Origin of the sequence: Klebsiella sp. K5-204 (genome assembly GCF_030128585.1) — a bacterium.
GTDB classification, from domain to species: domain Bacteria; phylum Pseudomonadota; class Gammaproteobacteria; order Enterobacterales; family Enterobacteriaceae; genus Klebsiella; species Klebsiella quasipneumoniae.
Map to the genome: position 1 here is coordinate 913,933 of NZ_JAKUZS010000001.1, position 14,812 is coordinate 928,744.

General features: G+C 63.2%; 12 protein-coding genes and 1 riboswitch. Of the genes, 7 read left to right on the forward strand and 5 right to left on the reverse strand.

Annotation, left to right across the window (positions count from 1 at the left end):
- Window positions 1–10 precede the first annotated feature (10 nt).
- Window positions 11–1,132, reverse strand: coding sequence for a BamA/TamA family outer membrane protein (locus MKR05_RS04560; RefSeq protein ID WP_050534077.1), 1,122 nt, complete (start codon window positions 1,130–1,132; stop codon window positions 11–13).
- Window positions 1,133–1,352: 220 nt separating this feature from the next.
- Window positions 1,353–1,454: riboswitch (TPP riboswitch) on the forward strand.
- 68 nt (window positions 1,455–1,522) lie between these two features.
- Here MKR05_RS04560 and tenA point away from each other — a divergent pair.
- The 7 genes from tenA (at window position 1,523) to MKR05_RS04595 (ending at window position 8,930) form a co-directional block, all read left to right on the forward strand.
- Window positions 1,523–2,218, forward strand: coding sequence for a thiaminase II (gene tenA, locus MKR05_RS04565; protein ID WP_072413241.1), 696 nt, complete (start codon window positions 1,523–1,525; stop codon window positions 2,216–2,218).
- A complete protein-coding gene (locus tag MKR05_RS04570; protein ID WP_044523394.1) occupies window positions 2,215–2,943 on the forward strand; it encodes an ABC transporter ATP-binding protein in 729 nt (242 codons plus the stop codon). Before tenA ends, MKR05_RS04570 begins: the two co-directional genes overlap by 4 nt.
- Window positions 2,940–3,680 (forward strand): ABC transporter permease, encoded by a 741-nt coding sequence (locus MKR05_RS04575; RefSeq protein WP_032452953.1) that lies wholly within the window; start codon window positions 2,940–2,942, stop codon window positions 3,678–3,680. The genes MKR05_RS04570 and MKR05_RS04575 overlap by 4 nt, the downstream gene beginning before the upstream one ends.
- A 24-nt stretch (window positions 3,681–3,704) precedes the next feature.
- A complete protein-coding gene (locus MKR05_RS04580) occupies window positions 3,705–4,640 on the forward strand; it encodes an ABC transporter substrate-binding protein (RefSeq protein ID WP_064154577.1) in 936 nt (311 codons plus the stop codon).
- A 306-nt stretch (window positions 4,641–4,946) separates the two neighbouring features.
- On the forward strand, window positions 4,947–6,332 hold the full coding sequence (locus MKR05_RS04585) for a diaminobutyrate--2-oxoglutarate transaminase (RefSeq protein WP_074186127.1): 1,386 nt from the start codon (window positions 4,947–4,949) through the stop codon (window positions 6,330–6,332).
- A 9-nt stretch (window positions 6,333–6,341) separates the two neighbouring features.
- Window positions 6,342–7,823 (forward strand): aspartate aminotransferase family protein, encoded by a 1,482-nt coding sequence (locus MKR05_RS04590; RefSeq protein ID WP_072413243.1) that lies wholly within the window; start codon window positions 6,342–6,344, stop codon window positions 7,821–7,823.
- Between the two features lie 213 nt (window positions 7,824–8,036).
- Window positions 8,037–8,930 (forward strand): LysR substrate-binding domain-containing protein, encoded by an 894-nt coding sequence (locus tag MKR05_RS04595; protein WP_032428857.1) that lies wholly within the window; start codon window positions 8,037–8,039, stop codon window positions 8,928–8,930.
- A gap of 1,406 nt (window positions 8,931–10,336) precedes the next feature.
- Here MKR05_RS04595 and MKR05_RS04600 read toward each other — a convergent pair.
- The 4 genes from MKR05_RS04600 to MKR05_RS04615 form a co-directional block, all read right to left on the reverse strand.
- On the reverse strand, window positions 10,337–11,527 hold the full coding sequence (locus MKR05_RS04600; protein ID WP_072421629.1) for a cytochrome c biogenesis protein/redoxin: 1,191 nt from the start codon (window positions 11,525–11,527) through the stop codon (window positions 10,337–10,339).
- A 102-nt stretch (window positions 11,528–11,629) separates the two neighbouring features.
- Complete coding sequence (locus MKR05_RS04605; RefSeq protein WP_064154574.1) at window positions 11,630–12,973, reverse strand: ATP-binding protein; 1,344 nt, start codon at window positions 12,971–12,973, stop codon at window positions 11,630–11,632.
- Complete coding sequence (locus MKR05_RS04610; protein WP_017900551.1) at window positions 12,970–13,710, reverse strand: response regulator; 741 nt, start codon at window positions 13,708–13,710, stop codon at window positions 12,970–12,972. Before MKR05_RS04610 ends, MKR05_RS04605 begins: the two co-directional genes overlap by 4 nt.
- A gap of 86 nt (window positions 13,711–13,796) precedes the next feature.
- Complete coding sequence (locus tag MKR05_RS04615; protein WP_023289793.1) at window positions 13,797–14,789, reverse strand: alpha/beta fold hydrolase; 993 nt, start codon at window positions 14,787–14,789, stop codon at window positions 13,797–13,799.
- Between the last annotated feature and the right edge of the window lie 23 nt (window positions 14,790–14,812).

Below are 14,812 nucleotides of genomic sequence, written 5' to 3' on the forward strand. Positions count from 1 at the left end.
TCATGTGTAGTTATAAACCCGAACCGACATTGAAATAGACCGCCTGCTCATGCTCGCTGAACGCCACGTCAATCCCGGTACGCAAACCGTACTGTCGCGCGATCAGGTAACGAAAACCGGCCCCCCATGCCATCTCTGACTGTTCCCATAGCGTCTCCGCCGCGTCAGCGGCGCTCCCGGCGCCAACGAATCCCTGCAGGATCCAGCGCGGAGTGACCGCCCAGGCCAGCTGGGTTTGCGCCGTGGCCACATAGTCGCCCTGATAGCGGTAGCGCGAAATCCCGCGCAGCGCGATGTAAGGACGCGCCATCGGCATCAGGTGCTTATCATGGTGGGTTAAGGACTGATAATTGCCCGCGACCGCCAGGGTCAGCGTGTGGCTGAGCGGAATAAACACCTTCCCGTCCAGAGTAAACGTGTTGTAGTGATAATCGCCCCCGAGCAGCGAACGGAAAAACCGATATTCTCCCTTCAGCGCTAACCCATTCTGAGGATAGAAAATATTATCGGTAGTGTCATATTCCGCCACCACCCCCAGCGCCGAAGAGGTGCTGTTTTGCCCGAGCACCTGCTGCCAGACCCGGTTGACCCGCGGATTATCGAAAGAGACATCCGCCCGGGCATACACCTGGGAGGCCCCGAGGAACACCGGCGTATCGCCCACGCGAAACAGCAGCTTTTGCAGCGCGGCGACCCCTTTGGTCTGCGTCTGCACCGGTTTAGCATGGCTGAAGCCGCCGGTATCGCCGGAATAGATATCCAGATTGACGTTAGCGTAGCCGGCTCCCGCCAGGTAACGAATGCGATCATGCCGCCAGGTGTGACGATGGCCGCCGCCAATAAACCAGGTGCCATTCTGCGTGGCGGCCCCGCCGAAAGCGGTGAGCGGCGGAGGAATAAACTGCCCGCCCTCCCGGCTGCCTTTACCGTGTAAAAACAGGCCAAACAGTCCACCGCCATAGCCGATCGCCGGCTCGGTTATCACCAGCGGCACCGGCAGAAAACCGTAACGGTTTTCCGCCAGATAATGACTCATGTCGAGCATGCTATCTTCCGCATCGAAGAGATCGGCGGCATCGCCAGGCGGGCACAACAGGAACAGAAGCGCCAGCGCGGACAGCGGGAATTTCATGCTCACTCCAGGGCGTTGGGGCGCGCACGACACGCGTGGCGAACAGGATTATTACAACGGAATAATGAAAATATAACGTAACCGGAGAACCCTCACCAACGCGCAGCGGCTTGTTTTTCGGGTATTTTTGTACAAAAAAGAGCTGGCCGTCACAGAAAAACGCCTTCGCGCCGCCGGTCGGCGCGATGATTGTATTCATAAGGTGAATGTCGTATAACATAGCGCTACCGAGGGGTGTCCCGTGAGGGCTGAGATGGCGCAAGCCGAACCCTTTGAACCTGATCTGGGTCATGCCAGCGAAGGGACGGGTCGGCAATTTTGCCAGCATTACCGCCATTGCCTGTTCACACCCCTGCACGCCCGGATCTCCCCTGCATAAATGGAGGTCCTGTGATTGTTCCCGCGTTTAGCCAAGGTCTTTATGGCCGTTTACGCCAGCTGGCCGCCGCTGACTGGCAGCACTATGTGGCGCACCCTTTCGTTCAGCAGCTTGCCGAAGGCACCCTGGCGAAAAGCGCGTTCCGTCTCTATCTGACCCAGGATTATCTGTTTCTGATCCATTTCGCCCGCAGCTACGCGCTGCTGGTGAGTAAACTGCGCACGCTGCCGGAGATGCGCGCCGCGGCCGCCTCCATGAACGCCATCCTTAACGAAGTGCCGCTGCACGTCGGCTACTGCGCCCAGTGGGGCATTAGCGAACCGGAGATGGCCGCCCAGCCCGAGGCGCCAGAAACCATCAATTACACTCGCTACGTGCTGGATATCGGTCATTCAGGCGACGCGCTGGATCTGCTGGTCGCCCTGATGCCCTGCGTGGCGGGTTACGCCGAAATCGGTCTGGGCCTGCTGCATCACCCCGCCACCCGCCTGGAGGATAATCCTTACGCCTCGTGGATCCGTAATTATGGCGATGAAGGCTATCTGCAGGGCGTCAGCGCCGCGCTAGCGCTGCTGGAGACCGTGTGGCAACAGCGCGGAAGCGAGGCCCGCCTCGCCGGGCTGAGCGACATCTTCACCACCGCCACCCGCCTGGAGGCGCAGTTCTGGCAGATGGGGCTTAACGCCGCGGCGGAGTCCAGGGCGTGACGGCGCCAGGTATCGAGGTCCGTAAGCTGAGCCTCCATTTCGGCGACCGCCGCCTGTTCGATAACCTGTCGCTGACGGTCCCCGGCGGCCAGTGGGTGTCGCTGCTCGGCGCCAGCGGGGCCGGTAAAACCAGCCTGCTGCGGGTCATGGCCGGCCTGGCCCCCGCCACCCGCGGGGAAGTGGTCGCCAGCGACGGAAAGCCGATACCCGGCCGCCTGGCGTGGATGGGGCAGAAAGACCTGCTTTACCCCTGGCTGAGCGTTCGGGAGAACGTCGCCCTCGGCGCGCGGCTGCGCGGTGAGAAAGTGGATCACGCCCGGGTCGCCACCCTGCTTGAACAGGTGGAGCTCGCCTCCTGCGCTGACGCCCGGCCGGCGACGCTCTCCGGCGGGATGCGTCAGCGCGCCGCGCTGGCCCGCACCCTGTATGAGGACCGGCCCATCGTGCTGATGGATGAACCCTTCTCGGCGCTGGACACCCTCACCCGCACGCGCATTCAGACCCTCGCGGCCACTCTACTGGCGGGGCGCACGGTGGTGCTGATCACCCACGATCCGCTGGAAGCCTGCCGGCTGAGCCACCGTCTGCTGGTCCTCTCGGCCGCCGACGGGGAGATCGACGACAGCCATCACCTCACCGGCGCGCCTCCGCGCGCGCCGGATGCGCCCGAGCTGTTGAACGCCCAGGCGGCGCTGCTGCAGCAGTTGATGAGGGCCCACTCATGACTGGACGTCTCTGGCGCGGCGGCATGGTGTTCTGCGGACTGATGCTTCTCTGGGGGCTGGCCAGCCGCAGCGGCATTCCGCACTTTCTTTTACCCTCCCCGGCGGCGGTCGCCGAGGCGCTGTGGGTCAATCGCGCCTATCTCGGCTGGCACACGCTGATTACCCTCAGCGAGATCCTCAGCGGCCTGGCGCTGGGGGTGGCGCTCGGCGTCACGCTGGCGCTGGGCATGATCCTCTCCCCGCGCCTGCAGCGCTGGCTGATGCCGCTGGTGCTCACCAGCCAGGCGATCCCGGTCTTTGCCCTCGCCCCGCTGCTGGTGCTGTGGCTGGGGTTTGGCATGAGCGCCAAAGTGGCGATGGCGGTGTTGGTGATTTTCTTTCCCGTCACGTCCGCCTTCTTTGACGGCTTGCGACGGGTCAACCACGAGTATCTCGATCTGGCGCGCAGCATGAACGCCTCCTTCGGCGCTCAGCTGCGGCATGTCCGCCTGATGGCCGCCCTGCCGGCGCTGGGCTCGGGCCTGCGCATGGCGGCGGCGGTGGCTCCCATCGGCGCCATTATCGGCGAATGGGTCGGCTCCGCCGAGGGGCTGGGCTACGTCATGCTCAATGCCAACGCGCGGCTGCAAACCGATATCTGCTTCGCCGCGCTGTTTATTTTAGTACTGCTGACCCTCTTCCTGTGGCTGGCGGTAGACACCCTGCTGCACCGGCTGATCGACTGGTCGCCGGAATAATCATGAAGTAATAAAGGAAAACAGATGAAAACGTCGCTTTTCGCCGGAGCAACCCTGACGGCGCTGCTCAGCGGTCACGCGCTGGCCAATGAACCGCTCACCCTGGTGCTGGACTGGTATATTAACCCCGACCATGCGCCGATTATGGTGGCCGAGCAGATCGGCGCCTTTAAGGCCCAGGGTCTGGACGTCAAGATTGTCCCCCCGTCGGATCCGGCGCTGCCGCCCCGCATGGTGGCCGCCCGTCAGGCGGACCTGGCCATCACCTACCAGCCGCAGGTGCACTTCTTCGCTGACGAAGGGTTACCGCTGGTGCGCGTGGGCACCCTGATCGGCTCGCCGCTGAACACGGTGATCGCCCTGGATAAGCAGATCAAAACCCCGGCGGATCTGCAAGGCAAGAAGGTGGGGTACTCGGTCAGCGGCATTGAGCAGGCCACCCTGTCGACCATGGCGCAGCATGCGGGGATCGATCCGGCCAGTATCAAGCTGGTCAACGTCAATTTTCAGCTGACCAGCGCTCTGCTGGCGGGCCAGGTGGACGCGGTCATCGGCGGTTATCGTAATATAGAAGCGCAGGAGCTGAAGCTGCAGGGCAAAGCCCCGGTGGTGATGAACGTTGAGGATTATGGCGTACCGGCCTATGACGAGCTGGTGATTGTCGCCCACCGCGACGCGATTCATGAGGCGAAAATCCGTAAATTCCTCACCGCCCTGCAGGCCGGGGTCAGCTACCTGCGCGAGCATCCGCAGGAGAGCTGGGAGGTGTTCGCCGCCGCGCATCCGGAGCTGAAGACCGAGCTTAACCATCAGGCGTGGCTGCAAACCGTGCCCCTGTTCGCCGCCGATCCGGCGGCGCTGGATAAAGCGCGCTACGACACTTACGAACAGTTTTTATATAACAATAAGTTGGTGAAAAAAGTTACACCTTTAACAAATTATGCGGTTGAGCTGCATTGACTCTTGCTATCGCTGACGGAAGGCTTTCCGTCAGCGCTTTAACGCAGCGGCAATAAAAATATAGAGACTTTCTCACTAATAATTACACTTTAAAGGGTTATCGTTACTCAGGGTTGTTTTATTATAATTCAGCAGGTTACGTTAATTTTTACCCCGGTAAGAATAACGTCAAAATAACGCAATCAATAAAACGTTGAATGCGGATTTAAAAAGCCATATATTGTGCGCGCTTTATGAATGCCAATTCAATTCCTTACACCAATTATTCAACCAGCGTTCAACCGCAATGCTGGTTGTGGGAGTGATATGATGACGGATAAAGTCCGTATTGATACTTTAAGTGCCGATTTATTAGACGCAAACAACGAAACCTTTTTGGCCCGTCAGGCCGAATTCGAATCGAATGTCAGGAGTTACCCGCGTAAGTTACCGCTGGCTATCACTAAAGCTGAAGGCGTGTGGCTGACGGATGCGGATAACAAACAGTACCTGGACTGCCTCGCCGGCGCCGGTACTCTCGCTCTGGGCCACAACCACCCTGATGTATTGCAGAGCATCCAAAGTGTCATTACCAGCGGCTTGCCGTTACATACTCTCGATCTGACTACCCCGTTAAAAGATCGTTTCTCCGAATACCTGCTCTCTTGCCTGCCGGGCGAAGGGAAAGAGTATTGCCTGCAGTTCACCGGTCCTTCCGGCGCTGACGCCGTGGAAGCGGCGCTGAAGCTGGCGAAAAAATACACCGGTCGTACGTCGGTGATCAGCTTCTCCGGCGGCTATCACGGGATGACCCACGGCGCGCTGTCGGTCACCGGCAACCTGTCGCCGAAAGCGGCGGTCAACGGCATGATGCCGGAAGTGCAGTTTATGCCTTACCCGCACCTGTACCGCTGCCCGCTGGGCATCGGCGGCGAAGCCGGCGTCAAAGCGCTGACCTACTACTTCGAAAACCTGATCAACGACGTGGAGAGCGGCGTCCGTAAACCGGCGGCCGTGATCCTCGAAGCCGTTCAGGGCGAAGGCGGCGTGAACCCGGCGCCGGTCGAGTGGCTGCAGCGCATCCGCAAAGTGACCGAAGAGCACGGTATTCTGCTGATCGTCGATGAAGTGCAGGCCGGCTTTGCCCGTACCGGTAAATTCTTCGCCTTCGAACACGCCGGTATTCAGCCGGACATCATCGTGATGTCGAAAGCGGTTGGCGGCGGTCTGCCGCTGGCGGTGCTGGGCATTAAAAAGCAGTTCGACGCCTGGGAACCGGGTCACCACACCGGCACCTTCCGCGGCAACCAGCTGGCGATGGCTACCGGCCTGACCACCCTGCGTCACCTGCGCGACAACAACATTGCCGACAAAGTCGCCGCCCAGGGCGAGTGGCTGAAAGGGAAACTGGCGGAGCTGCAGAAGCGCTACCCGGTCATTGGCCACGTTCGCGGTCTCGGTCTGATGATCGGTATCGAAATCGTCAAGCCGAACGACGCGCAGGATCATATGGGCTGCTACCCGGCTGACGGCGAACTCTCTGCCCTGCTGCAGAAGAAATGCTTCGAAGCGGGCCTGATTCTGGAGCGCGGTGGCCGTCACGGCTGCGTGCTGCGCCTGCTGCCGTCCCTGCTGATCAGCGACGCGGAACTGAATGTGTTCCTCGACAAATTTGAACAGGCCCTGCTGGCCGCCGGTGTGAAACCGGTCTGAGTGGAGTCAGTGACCACCATGTCCACATTGAATCCGATTCTTGCTGGTTCGGCGCAGAGCGTTGAGGCCTATCAGCAGGTTATCGAGCAGACCAGTCAGGCCGTTGTGCAGTGGCTGAAGCAACCTGAGATGTATCAGGGGAAAAGCGTTGACGAACTGCGTGAGCGTATCTCCCTTGAATTTAACGAACAGGGGTTGGGTAACCAGGCGGCGATTGATCGTGCGATCGAGTACTTCCTGAAAGACAGCCTGTCGGTGCATCACCCACAGTGCGTGGCGCACCTGCACTGCCCGAGCCTGGTGATTAGCCAGGCGGCGGAAGTGCTGATCAACGCCACCAACCAGAGCATGGACTCCTGGGATCAGAGCCCGTCGGCGACCATCATTGAGATGAAGCTGATCGAGTGGTTGCGCGCCCGGGTCGGCTATCCGGCAGGCGACGCCGGCGTCTTCACCAGCGGCGGCACCCAGAGCAACCTGATGGGCCTGATGTTGGCGCGCGACGCCTTCTTCGCCCGTCAGGGACACTCCATCCAGCAGGATGGACTGCCGGGGGATATCCGCCAGTACAAAGTGCTGTGCTCGGAAAACGCCCACTTCTCGGTGCAGAAGAACATGGCGCTGATGGGCCTCGGCTACCGCTCGGTTACGCTGGTGAAAACCGACGAATTCGCGCGGATGGACGTGGCCGACCTGAAGGCGAAGATTGCGCAGGCGCAGGCTAACGGCGAACAGATCATGGCGATCGTCGCCACCGCCGGGACCACCGACGCGGGGGCTATCGACCCGCTGCGCGACATCGCTGGTATCGCCGCGGAGCATCAGATCTGGCTGCACGTTGACGCGGCCTGGGGCGGCGCGCTGCTGCTGTCTGAGCAGTATCGCGACTATCTTGACGGTCTGGAGCTGGTGGATTCCGTTACCCTGGACTTCCACAAGCAGTTCTTCCAGACCATCAGCTGCGGTGCCTTCCTGCTGAAGGATGCCCGCCATTACGAGCTGATGCGTTATCAGGCGGCCTATCTGAACTCCGAGTTCGATGAAGAACACGGCGTGCCGAACCTGGTCTCCAAATCGCTGCAGACCACCCGCCGCTTCGATGCCCTGAAGCTGTGGATGGGCCTCGAAGCGCTGGGGCAGAAACAGTATGCGGCGATCATCGATCACGGCGTCACCATGGCGAAAAACGTCGCGGAGTACGTGAAGTCGCAGCCGACGCTGGAGCTGGTGATGCAGCCGCAGCTGGCGAGCGTGCTGTTCCGTTCTCGTCCGGCGCAGATGGCGCAGAGCGACGCGGCGGCTATCGCCCTGCTCAACCAGCGCGTCGGCGACGCCCTGCTGGCTTCCGGCCGCGCCAACGTTGGCGTGACCGAGCACAACGGCGTTACCTGCCTGAAGCTGACCCTGCTGAATCCGGTGGTGACGCTGGATGATGTGAAGGTCCTGCTGAGCCTGGTGGAGCGCACCGCTCAGGAGCTGCTGGCGCAATAATCTGCCTGAGCGAGGCGGCGCCTGTCGCCCCGCTCAGCGGCCAGCCCTGCCTGCACTAAGCCGATAAGTTCCCTTATCGGCTTTTTTTATGCCTGCCTGCGCGACTGGCGCGCGCTTCTACGCTTCTCGCCGCAGGGTCCGTTGACGCCTGCCCGCCGCGATGCCACAGTAAGGTCCCGATAATGGCAATCGCCAGAATCCAACGTCCCGGTAATAAGGATGATAATGGAGAAACGCTTACCCGGCCTCGATCTTGACGCCCTGCGCAGCTTTGTGACCGGCATGGAGTGCGGCAGCTTCGCCCTGGCGGCGCAGCGTCTGGCGCGCTCCACCTCCGCCGTCAGCGCCCAGCTCAAAAAGCTGGAGAGTCAGTGTGGCGCCGCGCTGGTGGTTAAACAGGGGCGTCACCTGGCGCTGACCGCGGAGGGCGAAAAGCTAATGAGCTACGCCAGACGGCTGCTGGCGCTCAATGATGAAACCCTGCGCGCGCTGCAGGGCGAACGACTCACTGGCGAAATTCACCTTGGCATGCAGGAAGATTTTGGCGAATCGCTGATGCCGGGGATCCTTGGGCAGTTTACCCGCCACCATCCGCAGGTGCGCATCGTCGCCAGGGTGGATCGCAATGGCCCGCTGCGCCAGGCGCTGGCGGAGCAGACGCTGGATCTGGCGCTGCTGTGGCAAACCGAAGATCAGGGCCCCGGGCTGGGCCGCTGCCCGCTGGCGTGGATTGCGCATCCTGACTTTGACGTTCGCGCGCGGCTGGCGTCCGGCGAGCCGCTGCCGCTGGTGATGTTCGACAGCCCGTGCCTGATGCGTTCCCGCGCTATTGCCTGTCTCGATGCCGCAGGGATCCCCTGGCAGGTGGTGTTCGTCAGCCACAGCCTGAGCGGCATCTGGGCGGCGGTGCAGGCCGGCCTGGGGCTGACGGTACGCACCCGCATCGGCATGCCAGGCAATCTGCGCCCCGCCGGCGGATCACTGCCATCCCCCGGCAACCTGGCCGTCAGTCTGCAACAAACCCCGCGTCAGGAACCCCATTCCGCCGCGGTCACGCTGCTCGGCGAACTGATGTCCGAGGCCCTGCAGGAGTGGGTTGTTCGGTGACAGTGTCACGCCAGTTTCCCTCACCCTAACCCTCTCCCGGAGGGAGAGGGAACCGTTCGGCAACGTCTGTTACCCCGGCCAAGATTCTGTCTCCACCCGCTACGTAACCCGCCTGGCCGGGCCTACACGCGGCTCCGTAATCCTCCAGGCCGGGCAAGCGTAGCGCCGCCCGGCAACAGGCATTCAGCACCCTTCCCGTTTCAACGCCCGGTGGCGGCTGCGCCTTACCGGGCCTACATTCTCCCTGCGCACTCCTGTAGGCCGGGCAAGCGTAACGCCGCCCGGCAATGAGCATCCAGCGCCGTTCCCGCTTCGATGCCCGGTGGCGGCTGCGCCTTACCGGGCCTACATTCTCCCTGCGCGCTCCTGTAGGCCGGGCAAGCGCAGTGCCGCCCGGCAATGGGCATCCAGCACCCTTCCCGCTTCGATGCCCGGTGGCGGCTGCGCCTTACCGGGCCTACATTCTCCCTGCGCACTCCTGTAGGCCGGGCAAGCGCAGCGCCGCCCGGCAATGAGCATTCTGCACCGTTCCCGCTTCGATGCCCTGTGGCGGCTGCGCCTTACCGGGCCTACATTCTCCCTGCGCACTCCTGTTGCCGGGCAAGCGTAGCGCCGCCCGGCAATGGGCATCCATCACCCTTCCCGTTTCAACGCCCGGTGGCGGCTGCGCCTACCGGGCCTACACGCGGCTCCGTAACCCCGTAGGCCGGGTAAGCGTAGCGCCGCCCGGCAATGGGCATCCAGCGCCGTTCCCGTTTCGACGCCCGGTGGCGGCTGCGCCTTACCTGGCCTGCACGCGGCTCCGTAACCCGCCTGGCCGGGCCTACACGCGGCTCCGTAACCCCGTAGGCCGGGCAAGCGTAGCGCCGCCCGGCAATGGGCATCCAGCACCCTTCCCGTTTCAACGCCCGGTGGCGGCTGCGCCTTACCTGGCCTGCACGCGGCTCCGTAACCCGCCTGGCCGGGCCTACACGCGGCTCCGTAACCCCGTAGGCCGGGCAAGCGTAGCGCCGCCCGGCAACAGGCATCCAGCACCTTCCCGTTTCAACGCCCGGTGGCGGCTGCGCCTTACCGGGCCTACATTCTCCCTGCGCGCTCCTGTAGGTCGGGCAAGCGTAGCGCCGCCCGGCAACAGGCATCCAGCACCCTTCCCGTTTCAACGCCCGGTGGCGGCTGCGCCTTACCGGGCCTACATTCTCCCTGCGCTCTCCTGTAGGCCGGGCAAGCGTAGCGCCGCCCGGCAATGAGCATCGAGCACCCTTCCCGTTTCAACGCCCGGTGGCGGCTGCGCCTTACCGGGCCTACATTCTCCCTGCGCGCTCCTGTAGGCCGGGCAAGCGCAGCGCCGCCCGGCAATGGGCATAAGGGATAAAGGGAACCGTCCGGCAGTCACCGACGTCCGCGGGTCAGGCTTTGCTCTCCTGCAGCAGCTGCTGGATCACCTGCTCCTGGCGGGCATAATCCCCTTCGCCGAAGGCGGTATAGCGCAGTTGCCCACGTGCGTCGAAAATGTAATGCGCCGGCCAGTACTGATTGCCGAAGGCGTTCCAGATGGCGTACTCATTATCCGCCACCACCGGGTAGGTTATCCGCCACGCCTTCACTGCCTCGCGCAGCAGCGGTAGCGAACGCTCCCAGGGATATTCCGGGGTATGGACGCCAATCACCACCAGCCCGGCCGCGCGGTATTTGTTCGCCCAGTCGCGCACGTAAGGCAGGGTATGCTGACAGTTGATGCACTCCCGGGTCCAGAAGTCCACCAGCACCACTTTGCCTTTCAGACGCTCCGGGGTTAACGCCGGGCTATTGAGCCATGCGCTGCCCCCCGCCAGCGAAGGCATCGCGCTGCTGGGCTCGGGCGTCGCGATCGGTTGCAGAACCGTTTTCTGCGTTGGCTGCGGCAGACGGGCGGCCAGCCGCTGCTCCAGCGCCTGACTCCATCCTCCCGCGCTTTGCAAATAGCGGTCGCCGCCGCTGACGATCAGCGCCACCGAGGCCAGCATCGCTACCCCCGCCAGCCGGCGCAGCCGTTCGCCGAACGCCAGCCCGCGACGCAGACGGGCAATCAACGCCGCACCGCACCACCCGAGCAGGAATAACATCAGCGCCCCGCCGCCGCCGTAGGCTAACAGCAACCCGCCGGTGGTCGCCTGGCCCGGCTGCACAAAGCCCAGGCTCAGTATCGCCCCCAGTACCGGCCCGGCGCATGGCGCCCACAGCAGACCCACCGCCAGCCCGGCCAGCAGCGAACCGATCCAGCCGCGCTGGCGTGAGCTGGCGTCGTTAAGCTGATTCCCCAACGCCACCAGGGGTGACGTCAGCCGCTGCGCGACGCGCGGCGAAAGCAGGCTCAGCCCGACAAGGGCGAAGAACGCCAGCGCCAGGCCGCGCCCAGCCAGCGTCAGATTCACGACCCAACCGCTGGCGACCGTCACCAGCCACGACACAGCGCCGAACATCAGCGCCATGCCCGCCAGCATGATCGCCAGTTGCCCCCGGCGGCCCCGGACGCTGGCGAACAGCAGCGGGATCACCGGCAGCGTGCAGGGGCTTAGCAGGGTTAACATCCCGCCCAAAAATGCAATCAATATCGACATCGCCTTCTCCTCATTATGCCATCGCTGCCGAAGGTGGCAGCCACGACATTACAGCAAGGGGATGTAGGGCGGATGTGTCGGGAAAGCGGGAGAATTGTCGGCTTAGTTTTCTATCTGCGCCGGTGATACAGCAGGATACAATCCCTGCGCGGCGAGACGCACGCTGGCATCCAGACCGCCCCGCGGGCGATTGGCCAGGCGCAGCGTGCCGTTCATCTGGCTGACCAGCTGCGCGGCGATCGCCAGCCCCAGGCCGGTGCCGCCGGTATCGCGATTGCGCGAGTCCTCCAGGCGATAAAACGGCTGTAGCACCGCCTGCAGCGACGCCTCAGGGATCCCCGGCCCCTCATCCAGCACATGAATGATGATATCCCCGGCGGCGTCGCGGTTCAGGACGACCGTTACCGTGGCGCCGAATTTCAGCCCGTTATCGATAAGGTTGGTCATCACCCGGCGCAGGGCCTGCGGTGGGATCCACACCACTCCGGCGCGCGCCTCGGGGCAAAACCGCACCGGCCGGCCGACATCGGCATAATCGCAGGCGATGCTGTCGAGAAAGGCGTCAAGGTTCAGCCGCTGGCGCGCCTCCTCCAGCGGCTGCGAGGTGCGAGCGAAGGCGATACCTTCGCGCACCAGGCGGGTCATATTGTCGAGATCCTGCAGCAGTTTGTCGCGCAGTTCAGGCTGGTCGGCCATCTCCACTCGCAGCTTCATCCGGGTGATCGGGGTTTGCAGATCGTGAGAGATGGCGGCGAGGATCCGCGCCCGCTCCTGCAGATGATCGTGGATGCGGGTCTGCATCGCGTTAAACGCGCGGGCGGCACGGCGCACCTCCTCCGGCCCCTGCTCGGCCATGGTTCCCGCCGTGTCGCTGGCCGGCTCAAGCGCATTCACCGCATGGGTAAAGCGAGTGATGGGCTGCAGTACCTGGCGAACCGCGTACCAGGCGCAGGCCAGCAGGAGGACAAACTGAGCGATCAGCACCACCGGCAGCCAGCGGGCGATGGGCGGTAGTTTCGGCCACAGGTCGAGGGTTAAGGGGGCGCCATCGTGGAGGGTAATATGGGCCTGGATATGCTGCCGCGGACCGGGGATCGCCACAATACTCACCGGATACTGCGCGCTCAACGCCTCCTGCAGGGAGCGCGCCGCGTCGCGGGCGCGCCAGCTGTCCGGGTAGTCGCCGCGCTCGCCGGCGTCCAGCTGATAGCGGTAGTTGCCGCGCGCCAGCTTCGGCAGCCACTGCGGGCGTTCAGCGGGCGGCAGACGGTCGAGGATCGCCACGCTGGTGGCGACATCAGAGGCCAGATTGCCCAGCATCACGCTGCGGGCGCTGCTCATACGCTCATAAAACAGCAGCGACAGTGTTAAGGTATTCGCCAGCAGCAGCGCCAGAAACAGCAGCGCCATCAGCCTCGACTGCAGCGAGGCGGGCCAGAACCTCATTCATGCCTCTCGCGGATGGAGACCGGGACCGACAGCACATAGCCTTCGCTGCGCACCGTCTTAATGTAGGCCGGCTCGCGGGCATCCTCCCGCAGGCGCTGACGCAGCCGGCTCACCAGCAGGTCAATTGACCGCTCAAACAGTTCGGCGTCGCGTCCCTGAGTCAGATTGAGCAGCTGATCGCGGTTCAGCACCCGCTGGGGATGGTCGAGAAACACCCGCAGCAGTCGATACTCCGCCCCGCTGAGGGCGACAATCGCCCCGCTGTCGTCCAGCAGATGGCGGGCGGCGGTATCGAGCAGCCAGTCGCCAAACGCGATCAGCCTGCCCGCCTCGGTGATCTGCAGGTTGGGCGGCAGCGCCCGGGTGCGGCGTAAAATGGCTTTGATGCGCGCCAGCAGTTCGCGGGCCACAAAGGGCTTCACCAGATAGTCGTCAGCCCCCATCTCAAGGCCGAGGATCCGGTCGCTGTCGTCGGTGCGGGCGGTGAGCATCAGCACCGGGATATCCTGTTGCGGGTTTGCGCGCAGCTGGCGACAGAGCGTTAAGCCATCCTCCCCCGGCATCATGATATCCAGCACAATCAGGTCGATTTGATGGTTTTTGAGCACCGACCACATGGCTTTGCCGTTCGCCGCGCCGCTGGCGCGGTATCCCGATTTTTCCAGATAGTCGACAATCAGTTCCCGGATGTCGCGGTCGTCATCGACGACCAGGATGTGGTCAATACGCTCCAAAGGCTGCTCCTGCGGCAAATTAGACTCTTCACAAGCATAAGCCGTGTTGCCGGAAGCGCAACGTCGCGCCGCCGGCAAGGCGCGGGTTACAAACGATCGGCATCCACCACCGCCTGCACAAACGCCGTCGGGTCCTCCTGCGGCGGGTTATGGCCCACCGGCCCCTGCAGATCCCGGTGCTCATATTTACCGGTAAATTTGGCCCGGTAGCTGGCGGGAGCCGGATGCGGCGCGCCGTTATTCGCCCCTTCCAGAGTGATGGTGGGCACCGTAATCGGCGGCAGCGCCGCCAGCCGTTGTTCATAGCTGGCATACTTCGCTTCCCCCTTCTCCAGTCCCAGGCGCCAGCGGTAGTTGCTGATGGTGATCGCCACGTGGTCCGGGTTATCCAGCGCCCGGGCGGTTTTGGCAAAGGTTGCGTCGCTGAATGGCCACTGCGGCGACGCCTGATGCCAGATAAATTTCGCAAAGTCATGGGTGTTCTGCCGGTAACCGGCTTCCCCGCGCGGAGTGGCAAAATAGAACTGATACCACCACGACAGCTCCGCCTGCGGCGGCAGCGGTTTTTCGCCAATCTGCTGACTGCTGATCAGATACCCGCTCACCGAGACCAGGGATTTCACCCGCTGCGGCCACAGCGCGGCGACGATATCCGCCGTGCGCGCCCCCCAGTCAAAGCCGGCCAGATCCGCCTGCCTGATGTTCAGGGCATCCATCAGATGGACAATATCGGCCGCCATCGCTGACGGCTGACCGTTACGCGGCGTGCTGGCGGAGAGGAAACGGGTGGTGCCGTAGCCGCGCAGATACGGCACAATCACCCGGTAGCCCTTCTGCGCTAAAGCTGGCGCCACCTGGGCATAGCTCTGAATATCGTAGGGCCAGCCGTGCAGCAGAATCACCGGCTGGCCGTCGCGCGGGCCGATATCCACGTAGCCAATATTCAGATCGCCGGCGTGGATCTGGTGGATCTTGTCGAACGCCCCCGCGTCTTCAGCGGCGCAAACGGCGGCGGACCACAGGGTGGATAACCCCAGCGCCGCGGCGCTGGTATACCGGATCAGGGATAATCTGTTCATCGCTATGTCACCTTTTATCGTCA